The sequence below is a fragment of the Rosenbergiella collisarenosi genome, assembly GCF_018494085.1.
GTDB lineage: Bacteria > Pseudomonadota > Gammaproteobacteria > Enterobacterales > Enterobacteriaceae > Rosenbergiella > Rosenbergiella collisarenosi.
In genome coordinates, this window is sequence record NZ_JABBFP010000002.1 from 351,718 (window position 1) to 373,030 (window position 21,313).

23 protein-coding genes are annotated in these 21,313 nt (G+C 45.0%); 10 read left to right on the forward strand and 13 right to left on the reverse strand.

Annotated elements, in window-relative coordinates; translation table 11 throughout:
- Nucleotides 1-38: 38 nt before the first annotated feature.
- Complete coding sequence (rcsC, locus tag HGT70_RS04515; RefSeq protein ID WP_214195021.1) at nucleotides 39-2,888, forward strand: two-component system sensor histidine kinase RcsC; 2,850 nt, start codon at nucleotides 39-41, stop codon at nucleotides 2,886-2,888.
- A gap of 32 nt (nucleotides 2,889-2,920) precedes the next feature.
- Here the strand turns inward: rcsC and rcsB are convergent, their stop codons facing one another.
- The gene (gene rcsB, locus HGT70_RS04520) at nucleotides 2,921-3,568 is read right to left on the reverse strand and encodes a response regulator transcription factor RcsB (protein ID WP_214195022.1); all 648 of its coding nucleotides are present in this window, start codon (nucleotides 3,566-3,568) and stop codon (nucleotides 2,921-2,923) included.
- Nucleotides 3,561-6,209 (reverse strand): phosphotransferase RcsD, encoded by a 2,649-nt coding sequence (gene rcsD / locus HGT70_RS04525; RefSeq protein WP_214195023.1) that lies wholly within the window; start codon nucleotides 6,207-6,209, stop codon nucleotides 3,561-3,563. The genes rcsB and rcsD overlap by 8 nt, the downstream gene beginning before the upstream one ends.
- A gap of 502 nt (nucleotides 6,210-6,711) precedes the next feature.
- Here rcsD and ompC point away from each other — a divergent pair.
- On the forward strand, nucleotides 6,712-7,833 hold the full coding sequence (ompC, locus tag HGT70_RS04530; RefSeq protein ID WP_214195024.1) for a porin OmpC: 1,122 nt from the start codon (nucleotides 6,712-6,714) through the stop codon (nucleotides 7,831-7,833).
- 66 nt (nucleotides 7,834-7,899) lie between these two features.
- On the opposite strand, the gene HGT70_RS04535 is transcribed toward ompC, so the two are convergent.
- Complete coding sequence (locus HGT70_RS04535) at nucleotides 7,900-8,052, reverse strand: hypothetical protein (protein WP_214195025.1); 153 nt, start codon at nucleotides 8,050-8,052, stop codon at nucleotides 7,900-7,902.
- 160 nt (nucleotides 8,053-8,212) lie between these two features.
- On the opposite strand from HGT70_RS04535, the gene apbE reads away from it, so the two are divergent.
- Nucleotides 8,213-9,253 (forward strand): FAD:protein FMN transferase ApbE, encoded by a 1,041-nt coding sequence (apbE, locus tag HGT70_RS04540; RefSeq protein ID WP_214195026.1) that lies wholly within the window; start codon nucleotides 8,213-8,215, stop codon nucleotides 9,251-9,253.
- A gap of 10 nt (nucleotides 9,254-9,263) precedes the next feature.
- Nucleotides 9,264-9,884: a DNA oxidative demethylase AlkB gene (gene alkB, locus HGT70_RS04545; RefSeq protein WP_214195027.1), complete on the forward strand. Its 621-nt coding sequence runs from the start codon at nucleotides 9,264-9,266 to the stop codon at nucleotides 9,882-9,884.
- Here alkB and HGT70_RS04550 read toward each other — a convergent pair.
- A complete protein-coding gene (locus HGT70_RS04550; RefSeq protein WP_214195028.1) occupies nucleotides 9,879-10,613 on the reverse strand; it encodes a 4'-phosphopantetheinyl transferase family protein in 735 nt (244 codons plus the stop codon). The two genes, alkB and HGT70_RS04550, sit on opposite strands and share 6 nt — an antisense overlap.
- Before the next feature lie 163 nt (nucleotides 10,614-10,776).
- Between HGT70_RS04550 and HGT70_RS04555 the strand changes: the two genes are divergently transcribed.
- Nucleotides 10,777-11,037 (forward strand): hypothetical protein, encoded by a 261-nt coding sequence (locus HGT70_RS04555; protein WP_071430751.1) that lies wholly within the window; start codon nucleotides 10,777-10,779, stop codon nucleotides 11,035-11,037.
- Nucleotides 11,038-11,204: 167 nt separating this feature from the next.
- A complete protein-coding gene (locus tag HGT70_RS04560; RefSeq protein WP_214195029.1) occupies nucleotides 11,205-12,143 on the forward strand; it encodes a DUF535 family protein in 939 nt (312 codons plus the stop codon).
- 560 nt (nucleotides 12,144-12,703) lie between these two features.
- Here HGT70_RS04560 and HGT70_RS04565 read toward each other — a convergent pair.
- The 8 genes from HGT70_RS04565 to rdgC form a co-directional block, all read right to left on the reverse strand.
- Nucleotides 12,704-13,885: a phage integrase Arm DNA-binding domain-containing protein gene (locus HGT70_RS04565; protein WP_214195030.1), complete on the reverse strand. Its 1,182-nt coding sequence runs from the start codon at nucleotides 13,883-13,885 to the stop codon at nucleotides 12,704-12,706.
- Nucleotides 13,886-14,095 (reverse strand): hypothetical protein, encoded by a 210-nt coding sequence (locus tag HGT70_RS04570; RefSeq protein ID WP_214195031.1) that lies wholly within the window; start codon nucleotides 14,093-14,095, stop codon nucleotides 13,886-13,888.
- Between the two features lie 34 nt (nucleotides 14,096-14,129).
- Complete coding sequence (locus HGT70_RS04575; RefSeq protein ID WP_214195032.1) at nucleotides 14,130-14,690, reverse strand: 3'-5' exonuclease; 561 nt, start codon at nucleotides 14,688-14,690, stop codon at nucleotides 14,130-14,132.
- 158 nt (nucleotides 14,691-14,848) lie between these two features.
- Entirely contained in the window at nucleotides 14,849-15,067 is a 219-nt protein-coding gene (locus HGT70_RS04580; protein ID WP_214195033.1) for a hypothetical protein, read from the reverse strand.
- Nucleotides 15,067-15,552, reverse strand: coding sequence for a class I SAM-dependent methyltransferase (locus HGT70_RS04585; RefSeq protein WP_214195034.1), 486 nt, complete (start codon nucleotides 15,550-15,552; stop codon nucleotides 15,067-15,069). The genes HGT70_RS04580 and HGT70_RS04585 overlap by 1 nt, the downstream gene beginning before the upstream one ends.
- Nucleotide 15,553: 1 nt before the next feature.
- A complete protein-coding gene (locus tag HGT70_RS04590; RefSeq protein WP_214195035.1) occupies nucleotides 15,554-15,991 on the reverse strand; it encodes a hypothetical protein in 438 nt (145 codons plus the stop codon).
- A complete protein-coding gene (locus HGT70_RS04595; RefSeq protein WP_214195208.1) occupies nucleotides 15,988-16,569 on the reverse strand; it encodes a hypothetical protein in 582 nt (193 codons plus the stop codon). Before HGT70_RS04595 ends, HGT70_RS04590 begins: the two co-directional genes overlap by 4 nt.
- A 105-nt stretch (nucleotides 16,570-16,674) precedes the next feature.
- Nucleotides 16,675-17,589: a recombination-associated protein RdgC gene (gene rdgC / locus HGT70_RS04600; protein ID WP_214195036.1), complete on the reverse strand. Its 915-nt coding sequence runs from the start codon at nucleotides 17,587-17,589 to the stop codon at nucleotides 16,675-16,677.
- Nucleotides 17,590-18,095: 506 nt separating this feature from the next.
- Between rdgC and HGT70_RS04605 the strand changes: the two genes are divergently transcribed.
- Both HGT70_RS04605 and HGT70_RS04610 read left to right on the forward strand, forming a co-directional pair.
- Nucleotides 18,096-18,482 carry a hypothetical protein gene (locus tag HGT70_RS04605; RefSeq protein WP_214195037.1) on the forward strand — a complete coding sequence of 129 codons (387 nt, stop codon included), beginning with the start codon at nucleotides 18,096-18,098 and terminating at the stop codon, nucleotides 18,480-18,482.
- A gap of 253 nt (nucleotides 18,483-18,735) precedes the next feature.
- A complete protein-coding gene (locus HGT70_RS04610; RefSeq protein WP_214195038.1) occupies nucleotides 18,736-19,620 on the forward strand; it encodes a BRCT domain-containing protein in 885 nt (294 codons plus the stop codon).
- Here the strand turns inward: HGT70_RS04610 and HGT70_RS04615 are convergent.
- Complete coding sequence (locus tag HGT70_RS04615; RefSeq protein ID WP_214195039.1) at nucleotides 19,606-20,295, reverse strand: XRE family transcriptional regulator; 690 nt, start codon at nucleotides 20,293-20,295, stop codon at nucleotides 19,606-19,608. The genes HGT70_RS04610 and HGT70_RS04615 overlap by 15 nt on opposite strands.
- Nucleotides 20,296-20,419: 124 nt before the next feature.
- On the opposite strand from HGT70_RS04615, the gene HGT70_RS04620 reads away from it, so the two are divergent.
- Both HGT70_RS04620 and HGT70_RS04625 read left to right on the forward strand, forming a co-directional pair.
- Entirely contained in the window at nucleotides 20,420-20,644 is a 225-nt protein-coding gene (locus HGT70_RS04620; protein ID WP_048913400.1) for a transcriptional regulator, read from the forward strand.
- A gap of 49 nt (nucleotides 20,645-20,693) precedes the next feature.
- Nucleotides 20,694-21,251: a YmfL family putative regulatory protein gene (locus HGT70_RS04625; protein WP_214195040.1), complete on the forward strand. Its 558-nt coding sequence runs from the start codon at nucleotides 20,694-20,696 to the stop codon at nucleotides 21,249-21,251.
- The last annotated feature ends 62 nt before the right edge of the window (nucleotides 21,252-21,313 follow it).

Below are 21,313 nucleotides of genomic sequence, written 5' to 3' on the forward strand. Positions count from 1 at the left end.
CACTGTCGCTATTACTGACAAAAAGAGAGCGCTTCAAAGTGAAATATCTCGTCTCATTTAGAACCGCATTACGTGTATCTCGTTATCTTTTTCGCGGACTCGCTTTCTTTATTTGGCTTGTGGGCATTCTACTTTCGCTAACCATCTTATCTCAGGTATTACACGAGAAAGAAAATCACCTGCGCGAACAGTTATTTACCTCATTTTTACAGACTCAGTCGCATATCGCCCATCTGGCTGAAGCCTCTCGCGGGCTAAAGTACGTCGCGGAAAATCCCTTAAATCGGTCAACTGTGCAGGAAGGGAAGGGCAACACTGCCCCTCCAAACAATCAGGCACTCGAAATTAATACCTCCGCGATCTTCCCACTTTCAGCCGGGGCGGACTGCCAGCAGCCCTTTTCGCCATGGCGTAGTACATTACTCACGCTCAGTCACTATCTGCGTATCCTCGATAGTCAATATGCGTCGACGTATGAAATTAGTAATATCTATCTCGTTGATCAACAAAGTAGCTGTGCCGGTAACTTTATGTTCAATGAGAGCAGCTTAGGACAGTCAGGGAGCCGCGCATTGTTACGGGACCACCATCGGGTGTTCCGAACGACTAATAACGACGCCTTACGTAATCCAATGTACTGGATGGCAAATGGTAGCGCCAAAGCTACAGGTAGCCTCTTTATGAGTATGCCGATCTATTCGGGCACTGAGCGCATCGCTGAAGTAGTGGTTGAGCAAAATATTAGGCTCGATGATGCATTAGCATCGGGTAACCTTGCCATTGAATCAATGGTGACAGATAGAAATAATCGCCTATTGCTGGCCAGTAATAATTGGTCGTTACAATCAATTGTAGCTTCCCTTCCAACGAGCAAACAGTGGTTTGGCTATGTTGATAATTACCGTTACTTAGCGTTAAAAAATAGTCTCACTCCAGGCCCGTTTGCGATGGTGTATTTGGCGCCTACGACCATTCTCTTCGACCAGATGCGGTTGATGTTACTCAATACACTACTGCTCAATCTTTTTAGTGGGTTATTTCTCATTTGTCTTACCCTGATGTTTGAGAAACGTATGTTTATACCGGCGTTTAACAACGCACTACGTTTAGAAGAACATGAGCAATTTAATCGTAAAATCGTAGCCTCCGCACCTGTTGGTATCTGTATTCTACGCACAAGCGATGGGAGCAACATCCTCAGTAATGAGCTAGCTCATAATTATCTAAGCGTATTAACGCCTGAGGATCGCGTTAGAATTGGTGAGATTATTCGCGGTAAAGAAGTTAATTTTATGGATGTATTAACGGCATCGAAGACTAATCTACAGATGAGTTTTGTGCACAGCCGTTATCGTAATGAAGATGTGGCGATTTGTGTATTGATCGACGTCAGTGCCCGCGTGATGATGGAGAAGTCTCTGCAAGAAATTGCCGACAGTGCTGAGCAGGCTAATCAGTCTAAATCGATGTTCTTAGCGACCGTTAGTCACGAATTACGTACGCCACTTTACGGTATTATTGGTAACTTAGATTTATTACAGACGCGAGAACTTCCAGATAATATCTCTAGTCTGGTGCAGGGGATGAATAACTCCTCGGGCTTACTCTTAAAGATTATTAACGATATCCTCGACTTCTCGAAAATCGAATCGGAACAGCTGAAAATATCACCGGTTAAATTTTCTCCAAGCGAAGTCGTTTCGCACGTCCAAATGAACTATCTGCCTCTGGTGATCCGTAAGCGGCTAAGTCTCTGGTGCATGATTGAGGCCGATGTTCCGCACACCATGTTTGGCGATCCCATCCGCCTACAACAGGTCATTTCAAATATCTTGAGCAATGCCATTAAGTTCACCCATACAGGGGGAATTTTATTACATCTTTGGTGTAAAGATGGCTATCTCTATATTCGGATTCGTGACACGGGTATTGGCATTCGTCAGCGCGACGTGCAGCAATTATTTGACCCATTTTTCCAAGTCGAAGGGAAGGTACAGCGTAATTTCCAAGGGACAGGGCTAGGATTGGCAATCTGCGAAAAACTTATCAATATGATGGATGGGGATATTACAGTCCTCTCCGAGCCTGATATCGGAAGCGAGTTTACGTTACGCCTACCTATTTGGCAGGGGGAACAAGGTACACTCAGCACGGCATTTAGCGCAGAGCGCGTCGTTGTGCTGGTGAGTAACCGACATTTTTCGGCCTATCTTATTCGTCTTCTGGAAGCCTTACAGTTATCGGTTAGCACTGAGCTACCCGCTGATCCTCAACGCGTGCAGGCGGTAATTACCGATAATGACGAGTTGCTGCCTCTTCGCCATGCGGGAGTAGAGTGGGTCCTCTTCTCTGCGCTGCATAATGACAAACCCCTGCGCACCGCTGAAGGGTATTGGCTGACTTCGACAGCAAAAGCCTATCAGCTTCCTGAGTTGCTCGCACAGATTTGGCTGAGTCCCCCTGAAAGTAGCAAAGGCGATGTCACTACTCACTATTCTTCATCTGACGAGTATTCGGAGCATGTCATCCTCGTGGTTGATGACCATCCTATTAACCGTTTACTGCTCAGCGAGCAACTGATGACATTAGGTTATCGTACACGGACAGCAAAAGATGGACTCGACGCTTTAGAGGTACTGAAAATCGATGATACAGACTTGGTGCTGACTGATATTAATATGCCAAATCTTGATGGATATGGTTTAGCAAGAGAACTTCGTCGCCAAGGGAAAACCTACCCAATTATCGGGCTGACGGCAAATGCCCTAGTTAAGGAGCAACAGCAGTGTCTCGAGGCAGGCATGGACGATTGCCTTTCGAAGCCGATTACGTTGGAAGAGTTAAAACAGGCGTTGGAAAGTTATTTGATTGAGGCGAAAGGGGACTAGAAGCCTGGGAGAAGCTTCTAGTCGTTTTAATATTAGCTCTCGCTAGAGGAATTACCGACGGAAGAGAGGTAATTTAATAACGCAATATCGTTATCAACACCCAGTTTCATCATGGCTGATTTCTTCTGGCTACTGATTGTTTTGATACTTCGGTTAAGTTTACGGGCGATCTCTGTAACGAGGAAACCCTCAGCGAAAAGGCGCAGTACTTCGCTTTCTTTAGGAGAAAGACGTTTATCGCCATAGCCGCCAGCACTGATTTTTTCGATCAAACGGGCAACAGAATCGGGTGTGTATTTTTTCCCTTTCTGTAGTGCAGCGAGTGCTTTAGGAAGGTCAGTGGGAGCACCTTGCTTAAGCACAATTCCCTCAATATCCAAGTCAAGCACGGAGCCTAAAATGGCAGGGTTGTTGTTCATCGTTAGCACGATGATCGAAAGATCCGGGTAATGACGCTTGATATATTTGATCAGGGTGATCCCATCGCCATACTTGTCTCCAGGCATGGAGAGGTCGGTGATGAGTACATGTGCGTCCAGCTTACCGAGATTATTGATGAGCGTAGTGGAATCTTCAAATTCGCCAACCACATTCACCCATTCGATTTGTTCCAAGGATTTGCGGATCCCAAAGAGTACAATTGGGTGATCGTCGGCGATAATTACATTCATATTATTCATTTTTTTGGCTACCTTGCTGTAACAGTGACGCTACGTGTTTCTGTAATTCACTGATACTATTCATAATGTTCGTTTTGTGGTGTTGCTCAATCTGTGTCTCAATCTCCTCGCAATACGTTTTTCCTTCTTGCAAATTAAGCATAGCAAAAACGCCTTTGAGTCGATGAACTGTCAAAGCAAGCGCAGAGTAATCGTCGTAGGCGACCTCACTCTGCAACTTATCCATATCTTCTGTGACGGTCTGTTCAAAGATAGAATAGTACTCTGGATTCCCCCACAATGAAGTCGATACATTTACCCCTCCCTGTGTTAAATCATCTTCTCCAATCTGCTGTTCAATCAACTCCATGATGGCATTGAGGATAGAACGGCTAATATTAGCATTAGCCTGCTTATGGTGGGGGTGGCTAACAAATTGCTCACTCTTTGTAGAGAGTAAGACCCCCCAATCATCAAGTTGTTCCACATCGTCGGTAATCATCAGATCGCACTGTTGGCCTGAGTATCTATCTTCAGGGAAATCATACTTGGCTCCCCAACGCAGCAACTGGCGGCAGACAATATGGCGGATATCATCTGCGACGATAGTGACAAGGATTCTCACGTCCTCAAGAATCGGCTCTTCGTCCTGATGAATAGCGAGCGAGGGCGGTAAATCCATTTGCATCTTGTAACGAGTCCCTATATGGCTCTTCGACTCAACGACTAGGTCACCCTTGAAAAGTGCTAATAGCTGTTTGCAAAAAAACAGGTCGAGGCTCGTTGAGGTCTCAGCCACTTCGGCGCTGACCGCACCGATAAAGGGAAAATCACTATTTTCCTGCTCCTGCACAGATAACCCCGGGCCAGTATCAACAATTTCAAGAAAAAGTCGATCAGCAAATTCCGGACTTTGCGTAATCTTTAGTTTAATCTTGCCCCATACTGTATTTTCTATCGAGTAGCGAAGTATAGTTGTAATTATCTGAAAAATAAGTGCGGCATCGCCCACTCTTGCACTCTGTGCCAACTCACTATTATCAACCACTAATAGTATCGCTTTCTCGGTGACGGCGGCCTGGTTTTCGCTAATGACGTCATCAAGAATAGTTTGCAGATCGATATCCTGTTGTGTGGCGGATAAGCGTCCAGACTCGAGAGCGGTTAGCGTTTGAATGTTATTAATTAATTTTGTAATAACACCAAGACCCTGAACCATTTCTGCGGGGATAGCTGTCGTCGAGTGTGCTAACGCTTTTTCTACTTGGCGCAGGGGAGAATCAAACGTCTCACTCAGTTGTTCGAAAAATTGACGCCGTAATAAATGGTTTTTCTCCAGCACCTCTTGTGCATGCTGGAGTTGATGATTAACCCATTGCTCACGGTTTTGTTCGCGGAAAGTAAAAATATGGTAATGGCTGATAACTTGGCTGGTATGGTGGCGAACTTGATAGATCTCATTATTAACCGTCACTTGTAGGAGCTCGAACGGATTTGACGACATATCGACCATTTTCTTAAAGTTCAGATGCTGCACTAGGTGGTCAGCCAGCTCATTAGATAATAGAATTTTCCCTTGGTTGGCATCGTAAATGAGATAGCCTAAGGGAAAATTCCTGACTAACTCATGAGTAAACTCCTGAAGTTTCTCTACCCAAGGATCCACTTTAGTGGCAGATGAGCCTTTATTTTCCCGTAAAAAGGTAAGACAAAAAATAATCACAACAATCAGTGATAATAAAATAAGGTATACAGGTAATAATTCATCGAGCACCACGCTGGCGACCGATGTTAGTGGGAGATGATAAACCGTCGAGAGTGGGGCACTGGAAACGGGGCAGAGAAGATCGATACTCAATGCAGAGAGATTCAGTGAATAGCTAACGGGTGCGTTTTTTCTCGTTGCCGTCTCCTCGTTACGAATCTGTAATGCTGAGAGGGTCATAGAGGTCGTATTTAAGTCCTCAAGAGGTAAATCAACGGCGAGAATCGAGGCAAGATGGCCGGGTTGATTAAACGTGGTGCGTAGGGTAATAAATGTCCCATTAGCTATTTGCTGATTACGGCGTAGCGTCGAAAAACTCTCTTTTTCGTCTAGCGTATTCGCCTGTTGTAACATTTCATTCCGCCGCGCGGCGATCGCCGAGGTAATATTACGTCCTTCATAGCGATTTAATTTATCGGTAAGTTGACCGTTAGTCACGACCGATAAACTATTGTCTTCGCCATTAAGATAGTACAACGTCCACGTCATCTTTGCCGACGCCCACAGCGTTTCCGTGTACTGCGAAATCTGTGAGGCAAGATTTTGTGTAGCAACCGTATGCTCACCAAATATAAGCGTTTCCACCTTGGAGGAGGGGGGATCGATGGCAAAAACCCCCGGCTGCAAGGTTGTCTGGTGGGGTGAGGAACCATCGATAGTGGGAGTCAGGGTCTCGCGCGTCGCTGAATCGAAAATTTGCCAAGAGATATAGCGGTATTTATCGATACGATTTTGTAAGGAGTGCGTAAAACTGCTGAGTGCCGAGCCTTGCTGCCCAATGACCGCGGCGCTGCTGCTATATAAAAGACTTATAAAAGAAATGATCAGTAGCGTGAGCAGTAAAATGAGGAGCCTACGCAAATTATTATGTGTCATTTCTGGCATTTTTAACAGCATACAAGTCTCAAATAGGAAGCGTAAAGAGTATTAGCTGATTATGACAGATCTGAACGGTAGGTGTAACTATTGAGGAGAATGCCAGCCATCTATGACTTATGCTCAAATAAAAAAAAAAACCGAGCAAAAGCTCGGTAGGAAGTGATTGCAAACTTATCAAATAAGCTAATAAAACAATAATGAATATAAATGATGATAGCGCGTAGATAGTAATACTTAGACCGCTAATCGTTTAAACATTGAGTGCGGAAGTTTCTGGTGGATGATAAGAATGTTCGTCAATTTGCGTTATGAAGTGTCATCAGGGGGATACATTGATAAAATTTATATGTCTAAATTTACATTTAGACATTAATAAGAAACACATTGAAATATATTCTGTGCTTTAGTAACTTCCGTATTGAGATTTTTCCGCTTCAACTTCTAATTATAGTCACCGAAGCTTTTTTTGCATGACTTATTGACTTTTTTTCAGGATTAACGGTTTTCGAGGAAAATAAAGATGAAAATCCGCGCGCTCTCCCTGCTTGTTCCCGCACTGATCATCGCAGGTTCTGCTCATGCTGCAGAAATCTACAATAAAGATGGTAATAAATTAGATCTATTCGGTAAGGTTGACGGCTTACATTATTTTTCAAAAGACGATGGCACCGACGGTGACCAATCGTACTTACGTTTCGGTTTCCAAGGCGAAACACAAATCACCGACCAACTGACAGGTTATGGTCAGTGGGAATACCAAGTTGCCCTCAACAACGCGGAATCACAAGGGACTGCGGATAACTATACGCGTATCGGTTATGCAGGTTTACGTTTTGGTGATGCAGGGTCAATCGATTACGGTCGTAGCTATGGTGTGATGTACGACATCGCTGGCTGGACCGACGTTTTACCTGAATTCGGCGGTGATACCTATGGTGCAGACAACTTCTTATTCCAGCGTAGTAATGGCCTCGCAACCTACCGCAACAATAACTTCTTTGGTTTAGTCGACGGTCTTAATTTCGCTATTCAGTACCAAGGCAAGAACGGTAGCGCGACTGAATCACCGAACGGCCGCGACGTACTGGGTCAGAATGGCGACGGTTGGGGTCTTAGCTCCACTTATGATCTAGGCAACGGCCTTTCTCTGGGTGGTGCATTGTTTGCTTCAGACCGGACTAACGAACAAAACGGTCGCAATGGTTATAGCGCGATCCAAGGGCGTGGCGATAAAGCAACGGCTTACTCAGGCGGTTTAAAATACGATGCAAACGGCGTCTATTTAGCGGCGATGTATACTCGCTCTTATAACGCGACTAAGTTCGGCGATTCTACCGATAAAAATAGTGTATATGGTTACGCTAACAAGGCAGATAACTGGGAGTTAGTGGCTCAGTATCAATTCGACTTTGGTCTGCGTCCTTCTTTAGCTTACGTGACATCACGCGGTTCCGATCTTGGTCAATACGGCAACCAGAACCTGAAAAAATATGTTGATGTTGGAGCGACTTATTACTTCAATAAAAATATGTCTACCTATGTTGATTATCAAATTAACTTGATGAAAAACAATGAGTTTACTCAAGCAGCGGGCATCACAACTGATGATATTGTTGCGTTAGGACTTGTTTACCAGTTCTAATCTGCGCTAATAGTGTAGTGAGTACTCAAGAAACAGGATGCCTCGGCATCCTGTTTCTTTATAGACTCAGTGGTGAGGGGGCTCGCTGGCTGAAGAGTCCGAATGCCGCAGACAATAATGACCTTCCATATACATCCCACTCGCGCTAAATCCGCCAGACTGAAGCCATTGGTTATAGAGCGCACGACACTGAGTAAAAAATTGCTGGAATCGTTGCATATGTCATCTCCGCAGAAGGGGGGCAGAGTAGTTCTTGCAAAGACAATGCCAACTTACCGCACCGGAAGATACGTGGACGTTTCGATAAGCGGTAAAATAATGGCTCTATTTTGGTGCGCATCTACTGGGCGTTGCCCTTTCACCGTTCAAGAGAGACATAATGGTACACCCCACATTTCGCTTAACATCATTACTTATTCTATGTTGCAGTTTACTTGGATGTGATTCTGCGACGAAACCCGACCAGGTGTTTCAGGGGAAGACTATGGGCACAGTCTGGCGGGTGACGGTGGGCGGCTTGACTCAAGAGCAAGCGAAACAGCTCCCCGAGTTAATCCAACACCAACTCGATCAGGACGACCAAGAGCTGTCGACGTGGAAAAAGGATTCATGGCTGTCACGATTTAACCAGAACCCAAGCCTCAGCCCTCAACCGGTGAGCGATAATGTCGCCGCTATTATCTCCAGTGCGATGAATGTCGGGCGAGCGACTGAGGGAGCAATGGATATTACGGTGGGACCGCTGGTTAATCTCTGGGGGTTTGGTCCTAATGCCCTTCCCACGCATACGCCAACTGATCAACAAATAGTTACGGCTAGAGAAAAAATCGGATTAGCGCATTTAACGCTGAGTGAAACGGCAAACGGTAACTTCTTGCGTAAAGATATTCCTGATCTCTACGTCGACCTCTCGACGGTAGGCGAAGGGTTTGCCGCCGATCATCTTGCAAGGTTAATGGAACAACAAGGCGTAAGGAACTATTTGGTGTCTGTAGGCGGAGCGCTTATCTCACGCGGGCAGCATCAAGCCGGACATTCATGGCGCGTGGCGGTACAAAAGCCGACGGATAAGCTTAACCAGGCTCAGGTTGTGGTGGATCTGCAAGGTCATGGTATTAGTACTTCTGGAGATTATCGGAATTATTACGAACTCGATGGTAAACGGATATCACATATCATTGACCCGAATAGTGGTCGGCCGATCAATCATCATCTTGTTTCTGCTACGGTGATTGCGACCACCGCCTTGGAAGCCGATGCCTGGGATACAGGGCTAATGGTGCTTGGGACCGATAAAGCTAAAGCGCTAGCCTTACGTCATCATTTAGCCGTCTATTTGATCACTAAACAAGGGGATAACTTTGTCGGTTGGGCATCACCGACCTTCAAAACGTTTATCGTCGACGACTCAGACAGGTAAGGAAGGATGAATGTTTGATTTTTTCCAAGATGAAGCGCCTTGGCAAGAGCCGTTAGCCGCCGGTGCCGTTATCCTCCGCCGTTTCGCACAATATGACGTGGATGCCCTGTATCGAGAACTCATACGTGTCGCAGAGCAAGCCCCGTTCGTTCATCGAGTCACTCCCGGTGGCTTTACCATGTCGGTCGCAATGACCGGCTGTGGGGCCGCACAATGGGTATCTGGGCGCGAAGGATACTTAAGCCAGTCCCAACACGTTGCGTTAAGTCCCTTGCTTCTTCATTTTGCCCAAAGCGCCGCAACCGCAGCAGGTTATCCGCACTTTATACCGGATAGCTGCTTGATTAATCGCTACGCACCAGACAGTAAAATGACACTCCATCAAGATAAAAATGAACGCTCTCTTTCTCACCCTATCGTTTCGGTATCTCTAGGATTGCCCGCAGTCTTTCTTTTTGGTGGCCTATCACGTAGCGACAAAACGGCAAAAGTGTTGTTGGAACATGGTGATGTTGTCGTGTGGGGTGGAGCGTCCCGTCTTTGCTTTCATGGAATTTCTCCCCTAAAGCCGGGTATTCATCCATTGACCGGACCCTATCGTTTTAATCTGACATTTCGTAAAGCGCTATAGAGAGTCTACTACTTGCCAGCTCATTACTTCCGATGCAGTTTGCCAGTAATGGATATGCCAAGGTACGCAGGGATATTCAGCGGGCTGTGCAACGGAAGATAGCGTAACGGTTATCTGACAACGTTGTGTATCTACCGCTTGAACCGTAACCTGCTCGAAGCCAAATAAGCGCTGGACACGAGGATAGACCGCTTTATATACCGTCTCCTTCACCGAAAACACCAAGGTCGTGGCCTGAGCTAAGCTAAAACCCGCCGCAGTCATGATCGCGACTTCGTTATCATTCATGATCATCGAATACAGCTCTGCCGCTTTACCCTCGCTGAGCGTCAGTTCAATATCATTACCGACGAGGCTAGGTACGCCATTAAGGATGACGAAGACTTTGTCTGCGTGATGAGACAGTGAACCATAGACCCCAGTTGGCCAAATCGGTGAACGATCTTCTCGATTGAGGAGTTGAAAACCCTTGATATTCATGGAATCGAGAAGTTCTGCGACCAGCCAACGACTTGCCAGATATTCTGCCTGTCTTTTTTTTACAGCATGGCGTAGCGACTCAGGTAATACAAAGCCGAAGTGTTTGATGAGCGTGGGTGAAAATTCAGCCAGGTTAAAATGACAACAGGCGCTTGGGTAGGGCAGGGTGCTGAATTCTGCCTGAGTGATAAAGGGCAAGTCGGCCTTAGACTTCGCAAGTGTAAAGTGCGGGGGGAGTAATTGAGACATAAACAGTTCATGGCAATAGTGAATGGTTTGAGGATACCCGCTAAGCCGACTTGCCGCGAGAAAAATCGGTGATCCGCCAAACCGGAAAAATCTGAAGGTAATATGCTAAATTTTTGCCAAGCTTAATACAATTATCCTAAACCACGATAGAGGAGTTATCGTAATGAGTGAAGTTGAAAAAACACAATTAGATTATTTTCGTGATGTTACCTCACAGCTTAAAGAGATGCGTCACTACGCACAAAATAATACAGAGACGCTCTCGGCACAGTGGTTAGCGTTTGACGCAGGTGATTACAAGCATGCAGAGTTTGCAGAGCAAATTAATACGCTGCTTAATGCACAAGGTAAATTACTCGAAAGTATTGATGCAACAATCCAAAACATTGAGATTGAGATTAATCATCAAGAACAAGAAAGTTAAGATCTTCAGGGCAGCCACGGCTGCCTCATTCCCCGGTCATGATGTACACACATTGTAAGGATTCCGTAAGCTATTCGCTTCTTCGTTGAGAGTCTGTTGAGAATTATCTTATTACTCTAGGCAAATATCGCGTTAACACGCGCAATTTATCAGAGTGGGATATCTCGATGGGACGTTTAAGAGAGTGGCGAAAAAATAACGAGACATGTAATGAGGTGCTGAGGAAATTTAATTTTTCTAAGCGTCTGTGTCGCACGGTGGCAACACATCCCATCCTATATTGGCATTATTTCCAGCAGTGTCGACACTCATCTATCGCACAACAGATCAGACAGCGCGATGACGTTGTTAGCCTCGTCTCGCGGCCCTTCAATAAGTACCTTAACAAATGCTGGACGATTAAACAGAAGCTTGAGGCGGCATCCGTCACGTTACAACGCCTTGAGCAAAGTATCGACCCGAACTTCGTTTCTACCCTCTTTGGACCGCAAGCGACCGGCATTACGCTCGCGACCCTTCAGCTTAAGACTGAAGAGCAGGCCACACTCAAGCTGATGCATTCTCGTTTTGTCCGAGAAGGGGAAATGGGTATTTATCTTTTCACCCCACAGAGCGATTCACCGCTTTACAGTTTAACGTTCTCCTTCGATACGACGGGTAAAATTCTATGCCTATGCGGTTTACAAGGGCCTAAACCCGGTGAGGGGCAGGATCAAGTTAGAGCGATAACCAAGGCAATGTATGGATTAAGGCCGAAGAACCTTTTGTTGTCTGCAGCCTACGCATTGGCCGATGGCTATGGGGTTGAGAAAGTAAGGGGGATTGCTGACAGTCACCATATCAAATCTCATCATCTGAAATCGAGCTATAACACATTTTGGGAAGAGGTCTCACCCACGATCGATAGCCAGGGGTGGTATGAATTACCGCGTTATGAAGCACCGCGTGACGTTGAACTTGTGGAAAGTAAACACCGGTCTGCCTTCCGTAAACGTGAAGCGCTGCGCCAACAGATGAAAGCCGATATTGAACACCAGCTCCAAAAAATAGCCGACTACTCTCAACCACGGGAAGTCGCGCGTGAGTTACAGGTTTCTAATGCGTAACCGTCATTAAAAATTATAGAGCACACCGTCAGCGGGCGGTGTGCGATGCCGAGTAGTAAGACTGGTGATATAAGGGCTAGTTTCGATTTTTTTACTCTTCGCGATAGAGTTCGTACCATATCCTATCTCCCCCGATTCGCGGAATACTGCGCGCTATACTCTCCGGAAGGTCTTGTGGTTAGCAGGCCAAGACTCATGTCGACAGAACCGGATATCATCAACACACGGTATTCGTTAGGGGGAGAAGGCCAGTAATACTTTGAAGTGGTATAGCCGATCGAGCCTTTGCAGTGGAAGTTTTGAGGGGATGTCAATTTTTCCCATCCACAAATCACAGCCACAAAAAAAGCAGCCGTAAGTGGCTGCTTTTCTTTGGGATTTTTGGTCGGCACGAGAGGATTTGAACCTCCGACCCCTGACACCCCATGTTAGCTGGCGTTAATTAAATAAGTCCAATTAAATCATGTGGATATGTAGATTTAACTGTATAAACAAACAGTACCTAAAATACAAAAAGTGCATTATATACATCAATGACTTGGGGTGACTTATACCATCGCTTATGCGATCTTTATTTCACCGTGAGGAACACAAACCCACTCAATATGATTTTCAGTGTATATGCGCGTCGACTTGGCATCGCTATGAGCCATTCTTGCCTGTGGGTCGATACCTTGCTGGTTGAATAAGAACGCTGAAAGAGCCCTTATTTCGTGAAACGTAGGGCGCTGATCTTCAGGCAATGTTGAAGCCACGCCAACCTGATCTCTTAATTTCGAGAAAGAACGGCTAATATAATCTGGTGCTACTTGTGTCGGATGCCCAACCTCCTGGCTAATTGGGTTACTTCTTTTTAAAGGTATTCTGTGCACCACATATGGGCTAGCAACATTATCTCGACTACTCTCTATGATGGATTTTAGCGCTGGGCCGATAGGGATCGCTACATGAGAGGCTTCCTTGTGTTGTACTTTCTGCCTATGAATATATAGCGTTCCATATAGATCATTCTCTGGGCTATCTAACCATATACACCCGCATACACCTTGGGCAGGTTTCTTAATTGAATATTTTATACGTGAGACCTCAAGCCTTGCATGACTCGTCTGAAGAGCTAGATCCATTGCTGTTTTAAGCCAAAGAGGGGCAGCATTATGAATTTTTCTGTAATCGGTAAGGCTAAGTCTTCTTCTGGTCTTTTTATCAACTCTGCGCATTTTCTTTCTTTCAGCAGGGTTATCGATCATCAGGGACTCATCGACAGCATAGCTGAATAGCTTTTTCAGGAAGCTAACTTTCCTATTCTGTACGTTGGCAGAAGAGGTTTGATGGTACTTTGTGATAAATGCATTTACGTGCTCAAGCTGGATGTCACAGGCATAGATATCGGAGAAGAAATTTTTCACGCGGACGATATCATTTTTCCAAACGGCAACCGTGTCTGAGCTTGGTTTCTCATCAACAATAGCCCGGTCCAATAACTTCTCAGCATAAACAGCAAATGGTTTAGCCTCACCATTCTCTCCACCTGATTCCCTAATCAGACTATCTAAGGATGGTGCGGTATCAGGCCGCATTCTGTTGTTATATTCGCGCGCGATGGCAATAGCCAAGGCTCTATCAGAGCCTAAGCTTTTACGCTTTCCTGTTATGAGTGTGAAACGATAAACATTTGCTGATTTATCAAAAAAAAGATGATCGGGAAGGTGCCTATTTTCTCTTTTGCGGGGACGCCCTAACATTTAAGCCTCATTGATAAGATGATGAACAGCGCTTGATACAACACTGCTAATTCCCCAGCGCTCAGCTGAAATGACCCACACACTTCCGTCAACAATACGGCCTTGTAATACGCCATTTCTTACCCACTTTTTAATGGTGCGATTATCAGGTTCTGACCCCGATTCAAACTCCCTCTTAGCCCATGCGCTGGCTCTCATTAATTTGCTCATACGTCCTCCACATTACCCGCTGCAACGGTTTTGATTAGTCGCTGGTGGTCGGTACCAGCTTTTGCCAAATATCTGATACATACTTAGCTTGATGAATAGCATCATCAAGGGCGTTATGCTGATCACCAACAAACGGCATCTCTCGCTTTGGGTCATAGCCAAGTTGTCTACCGAGCTCAACGATGGTTCTCACATCCCGATCGTTCCAGAAATTCCAGAATGGTCGTAGCTGTGCTCGTCGATAAGCATCACGCAGTAGTACATTATCGAAGTTGGCGCCGTTACCCCAAAGCTGAATGTTTCTAGTTGTGCTCGTTGAAAGCGCAAACGACGATAGAGCCAACAGAACCTCATTGATATGGCTGGGATTGCTTGATAAAGCTTTTCTAGCTTCCTCGCTTTGCTGCATCCACCACATGATGGTATCTGCATCCGGTACCGCGCCGTTAGCCATCTCACTACGCAGAGTTGCCACTTGATAAAACTGTGGACCAAGCTCATCGGTCGACGGCTCGAAAAATACGGCGCCGATCGTGAGGATAGGGGAACCAGGTGCGGTACCCATTGTTTCGATGTCTACCATTAAGTGTTTCATTATCTTAATCCCCCCAACAGCTTAATTCTTCACGTACTGCATCATTTGCGGCCTCTTGTGAATCAAATTGACCATCACTCTCTACCACCGTAACTTCCGCATTTTCCCGACAGAAAGCTTTCCACTCCTTGCGCGGTTGGCTAATTGCATTTGAGTTTTCATAATAACCCTTCTTCTTCCAGTTCGTTTACGATGTCCATCACCTCGGTACCCTTCAAAAAATCAAATGCTGCGCAGGCCATTTCGAACATGAGCCTCTCTTGAGGGTGAGGTGATAGCCAGAATTTAAACCCTTCTCGGCTAACATAACCGTGCTGCTGATAAAATCTATTAGCCAGCTTAATGGCCTGGTTAACTATCTCAACTCTACGGTCCATCAATCCCCCAATTCTTCGGATTTCAAGAATATAATCCAGTGCGTCTTATCACCTTTTCCGGCGCGTTGTCTGATTGTTGGCTTCTGGTCGGTAAGCTCAATTATCTGACTCACTGGTATCTGTGTTTCGTTCCATTTAAAAATCAAAGTGCCGTGTGTCCGCAGCACCCTAAATGCTTCTTTGAATCCAGCGGTAATATCATTCCGCCATGTTTCTTTGTTAAGGCAACCATACTTTTTACGCATCCAGCTGTTCTCTCCGGCACGGACTAGATGAGGGGGATCGAATACCACTTGGGCGAATGATTCATCTTTAAAGGGTAAGTTGCTAAAGTCGGCCACGACATCTGGGCTAATTACCAAATGGCGACCATCACATAAAATATGCTCTTCTTCTCTGATGTCGCAGAACGTTGTTCTATCGTCCTGCTTATCGAACCAGAACATGCGTGAGCCGCAGCACATATCTAATATTTGAGATGACATATCACTCCCCCAATCCGTTTAGGCGTTTAATCACTGGTGCGGCTTCTACTGCTGCCTTCTTTATCCAATCGTAAGCATCCCTCCACATACCTGTTTCAGTGTCGGGATTTTCAGCTTTAACCGAGTGATAAAACTCTACTGCTTTGACTAAATCCATTAACTCATGGGGCAAATTAATCTCCGGCACTGGCGGGGCGGTGAAGACCGCGTGGCGACCCAAATTAAAGCCGTCAGACACATTGAGAACCTCTAGTGATAAATCCTCAAGACATTTAATTTCTGCCACTGGCTCTGCCGTTAGCACCCCTAGGGCTATTTGGTCGCGTAGTTCTTCTAATTCACGTTGCTTTTTCAACGTGTAAACCGTGCATCGTTGCTCGATACTGGCATTGATGAAGGTGTTCAACTCTTCACGCTTCTCTTGTGTTAATGCAATCATGCTGCCTCCACTCGATTAAACTCGACGACCCACACCCAAGGGTTAGACTGCCAGCTATCTTGGCCGTGGATTGATTTCCAAGTTTCTTCCCATACTAAAAACCCGTGGGTAGCCGGTATGAAGTCATAAAGACCACATCCTATTTCTTTGCAAATATCACCCAACGTAATGGCATGTAACCGCTCTACCCGAATATCAGTAATCTCAAGCGTTATGCGTGAAACCCATCGGGGCATTAGGGTTGATGGCACTTGCTCAGCAACAGCATTACAGTAGTTAAAGAGGGTTTCCCACTTCTCTATGTGTTGATCAGCGTATTCAATAATTTTGATTTCATTGTCTGCCGGATAGGCAACTGCTCTGATTCCATGAGGGGTAGATTTAGTTGCATAGCACGTCTCCCTCACCCATAGGCGGTCACCTGGTTTTCCTAGCTTACTGTTCCAGTAGCACCCTGAATTTATTTCTCCAGCAAGCTCGTTACCTGCAATTTCACAGCCCATGTTGATACCTATCACAGGAAGATTGACCTGAATACGGTGCTGCGTTTTACGCCCATCAAGAATGGCTCTAACCATTTCACCGTTGAAGATAATGCCGCGTTCTTTAGTTTGTTTTTCCACTTTACTCTCCACACTCGACTGCAATCGGTTTAAGCGCTCTCAGTGAGCGCCATGGGTGAATTATTCGCTAGACTCTTCAGGCTCTTTGTATTCAAGCAAACTACAGAGACCTTCAACGGCTTTAGTCATGATGAACAGATCGGCACTAGCGGCATTACGGTATGCACCCGCTTCATCGTCTTCATCTCTTGGAGAATATTCGCTATAAGTAGTAATTTTCTTAAATTGAAATTTATCCGTTAAAACGAAACTAGCTTTACTGAGGCAAAGCTCCATGCTCTCGACTATGAAACCTGTGTTAAGGCTGTCCGACACCTCTTCTGAAACTGAGTCGAGGCCTGCAGAGTAGGTGATAATTTCTTTATCGTCGGCTAGGCGAGATAAACGGATGTAGTTACCAATATTGAACCCATCAAAAGCGTCCGCATCACCGGATAAATGATTTTTTAAACGGGTAGTAAGGCCATTTTTGATGTCACTGATATGGATGGTTTCTGTCTTAATAGATCCCACTACTCTGACTAGCATCGAGCAGGTTAAGGATGCTAATTTTTTGCTGGTTGTATTAACGAATAGCAGCTTTGATTCTTCGTGGTACAGCGCCAAGACCAGAGTGGATTTAACGAAAGCCAGACGGCAAAGATCCACAGTCACGTTATCTTTAATTGCCGCTTTCTCGTCTTTGGTAATTTTAGCTTCTTGTAGCCCTTCAATTGCGGATACACGCTTGTTCACTTCTTCGTTAATCACGTCGGTAGGGATAATTTTCTGATCTACACGCACTACAAACATAAAACCGCCAGTGATCGGCGTTACTAGTTCGCCGGTGACAGGATGCGGTACGAACGACGAGCGAGAGAACTCAGTTTCACCAACAGGGGAGTAGGGTAGTTCTTCTAGGTGCTTGGCCAACGGTTCTTGGCTAGGAAGCGTTGCTTTATAAACGATAGCGTTCTTAAAACTTGGTATTTTCACGATTAACTCTCCAATTTCAGGCTGCAGAAAGCCCTTGCCGTAATGGCAATAATTAAATTTGGAAAAATTGGCTGGTGGACCTACTGCAAAAGCCCACAGCCTGCGGGTCTCCACACATGGAGGATGTTGTGACACTGAGGCGTTAACTCACTTACTTCCCGCCGCTCAGTTTTCGTATTGGTTGCCAACTTCTGCAACTCAGCCGATTATTCGGGTCTTTGCATTGGCCTACGTTGCATCTCACTTGAGAACGCCACAACGGAAAAAGAGCGATCCACGCCTACTATTGGCAACCCTCACCGGGTTCGGACTACCGTTGCCGAGGTCGTTGTGGTTTTTAACGCCCGCGCTCTTTCCGTTGTGTTGCCAGTAACGCTGGCAAGTCGGTGACATCTCAGATAAACAACCTTGTGCGGAGTCGCCCAGCTCCGGATTAATCGTCAAACCGGTTAGGTCACACGTTCTGCTGTCACTGCCGGTGTTTCTCACCACCGCCGGCTGGGTGCATGGATTTAACTTATAAATCATTTATCTTAGTGATAAGTTGTTTGTTCACTTACACACTGATTATTACTATGAACAATCCCATACCATCACTAAAACTAGACAGTTGGTACAAAGTTGTTATTTCAATCTGTACCGTTGTATTTTTAGCCTGTGCATCAGGCCTACTTCCTAATTTACCAACTAAAGAAACGCTACAGTCTTGCTTAGGTGGCATATTTTTAGGTCTCGGCGAATGGAAAAACCACCCATTAATGACCGTTATTACGGAAGTAGGAGGACAGAGATTTAAAGGCGAGGGCTATAAAAGAGCTTATAGCCTTACTGGTACTATCCTCTGCCTCTTCGGTCTCTACCTTCTTTACAAGGGAATCTGGCACCTTATTTAAATCAAATCCACAGCACGGGCATTTTTCATACATCGGTTTCCACACAAAACCACCAGGTGCTTTGATAAAGCTTCTCTTGCTAGCCTTTCTCTTGTACATACCGTCACCTTTCTATCGTCGGATGGGTGCATGGATTATATTGCTCAACAACTTTAAGGTGTAATTTAGTTGTTATAAATGATCCCGTCAACAACTTTATGTGGTTTGATTGCTTTTAATTTTAGGTAGAGGATGGTTAAAAAATGGAGAAAGCATGACAACTCAAACTGAAATTTATAACTATTCATCGATCAGAGATAAGCTGTTCAATAACTTAGTTAGTATTATCGATGGGATATTGGCGGACGATTTAGTAGATAAGGCCGAGGTTGTTTTTTTAGATAACTGGTTAGCTGAAGCTCAGCAGATATCAAGTAACTCAACGGTAAAGTCACTTGTTTATAAGGTTGAATCTGTTTTGGTATCGGGAATGAACACTCAGGACCTTATAGAGCTAAAGGCATCTCTTCATGCGATACAAAGAGAGTTGTTAGATTTACCTGGTATTGATTTTTACAGCATTGATGCAGACGTGAACCTTTTACTTGGTCTTTGCAAAGGTATAGCCGCTGATAAAAAAATCTCAGATAGTGAGGTGCGTTACCTTGATTGGTGGCTAGCTCAAAACTCAATGCTTAGAAATAACTATCCCGGTAAAGATCTGCACCGTTTGGTGAGCGAGATATTGTCGGATGGAATAATAACCCCAGAAGAAAGCAAACAACTTTATGAGGCTGTAAATTTATTTAGTGGTGCTAGCCTAGAGGATGGCGTAACGGATGGAATGGCCACAAGGCTACCATGCGATGTAATCTATGATCTAAAATTAGACGGGCAAACATTCTGCTTAACCGGTGAGTTCATCATGGGGAGAAGAACTAGCGTCGAATCGCTGATTAAAAAGCACGGCGGTAGAATAAGTGACTCAATCACTAAAAAAACTAATTTTCTAGTAGTAGGGACCCTATCTTCGAGAGATTGGAAGTTTTCTTCACATGGAAGAAAAATTGAAAAAGCCATTGAATACAGAGATATAAAAATATCAGGTATTAAGATCATCGGTGAAGATGATCTTATAAAGTTTTTACCAACTTCTTGATGACCAGAATACCCGGCCTATAACAGTTATTCTCTCGAAAGATTCTTTGAGGGTAAGAACTTCATCCGGGTATTCTTCTTTGTTAAAGGATCGCAGTATTACCCCACCATCAGGCCTATTTATCAGAACCTTGACCCGTAATAACACACCGTCTCGCACTGCGTATAAGTCACCATCACGAATTGGCTTTTTCTTACTCAAGTCTACCGCAACTAGATCCCCATTTTTTAGAACCGGATACAGGCTGCTACCATTTATTTTTACTATTCTGGCATTATCAGCAAAAACACCGGAAGATCTTAAATCATCTTTCCTAAAGGGGAATGTAGACTCTTCATTTTCGATGATTTCCGCCATACAACCGTTTCCAGCAGCAAGTTCTACATCCAAAATAGGTATCTCCGTAAAGATGCTCTGATCCTGCTGAGTTTCCTCCCACTCTTTAATAACAAAAGTGGTTTTCTGACCGTTAGAGTCTAATTCGCCAAATTGAAGCCAATGAGCAGAAACTGACAGCTTCTCCGCAATAGTTTTTAAATTTCTAGGCTGAAGGGTAACGCCACCCTCTATTTTCCCTATAGCTTGCTGGGATACACCTACCAGCTCAGCCAACTGCTGCTGGCTCAAACCTAGCTTTTCTCTCGCGATTTTCAATCGCTCTGCCAATGTGCCCACAACTATCTCCTCTTCTATGCGCACATTACAACTTAACGTTTTAACTTTCCAACACCTAAAAGTTGTTATATTGGTTGTATATGTTGTATATTCACAACTTAAGGTTAACTAGATAGGAAAACCCATGACCACTGAACTCAGCGCACTAAAAGAGGCTATAGCATTAGCCGGAAGCCAGTCTGAGCTAGCAAGAAGAATCTCTAAATTGACCTGTACCAATGTTAAGCAGCAACAGGTTTGGAACTGGGTAAACCGTTCTCAGAAAACACCATCGAAACACGTGATCGCCATTGAGTCAGTGACGGGTGTTTCAAGGAGCAAGCTGAGACCAGACCTCTACCCAAGCTAGGGTAACTGTTTTTTAGATTATTAAGCACCACAGAAGAGAGGTAGTAACCGTGGATCAGAAAAACTGGAAAGTAGAGAAACAACCCGATTGGTATATTAAAGCAGTGAAGAAAACTATCACTGAATTACCAGGTGGCTATGCGGAAGCCGCTGAATGGTTAGGCGTTACTGAAAACTCACTATTCAACCGCCTGCGTGCTGATGGAGATCAGGTTTTCCCAATGGGATGGGTTGCTGTTTTAGAAAAGGCAGGCAACACGAATTTTGTATCTCACGCAGTAGCTAAGGCAGCTGGTGGAGTATTCGTTCCGGTCCCGGATGATTTAGACGAGATAGAAAATGCGGACATCAATCAGCGCTTACTTGAAGCATTAGAGCAGGTTTCTGCCTATTCAAAGCAGGTTCGTGACGCGATCAGCGATGGTGTTGTTGAGAGACATGAGAAGGAAGCTATTGAACAAGATCTTTACCAAGTAATCAGCAAGCTTCAGGAGCACTCGACATTGGTTTATCAGATTTTTTGTAAGCCAGAAAAGGTGAACGCCCCAAGTTGCAGCTCAGGGCGTCCGGTTGCGACTAAATCATTGTGTGGAGAATCAATCGCATGAGCATTGTAACAGCAGAAACGGTATTACCACAACTGCGGGTACGGGAAGTCAGATCCTCAGAT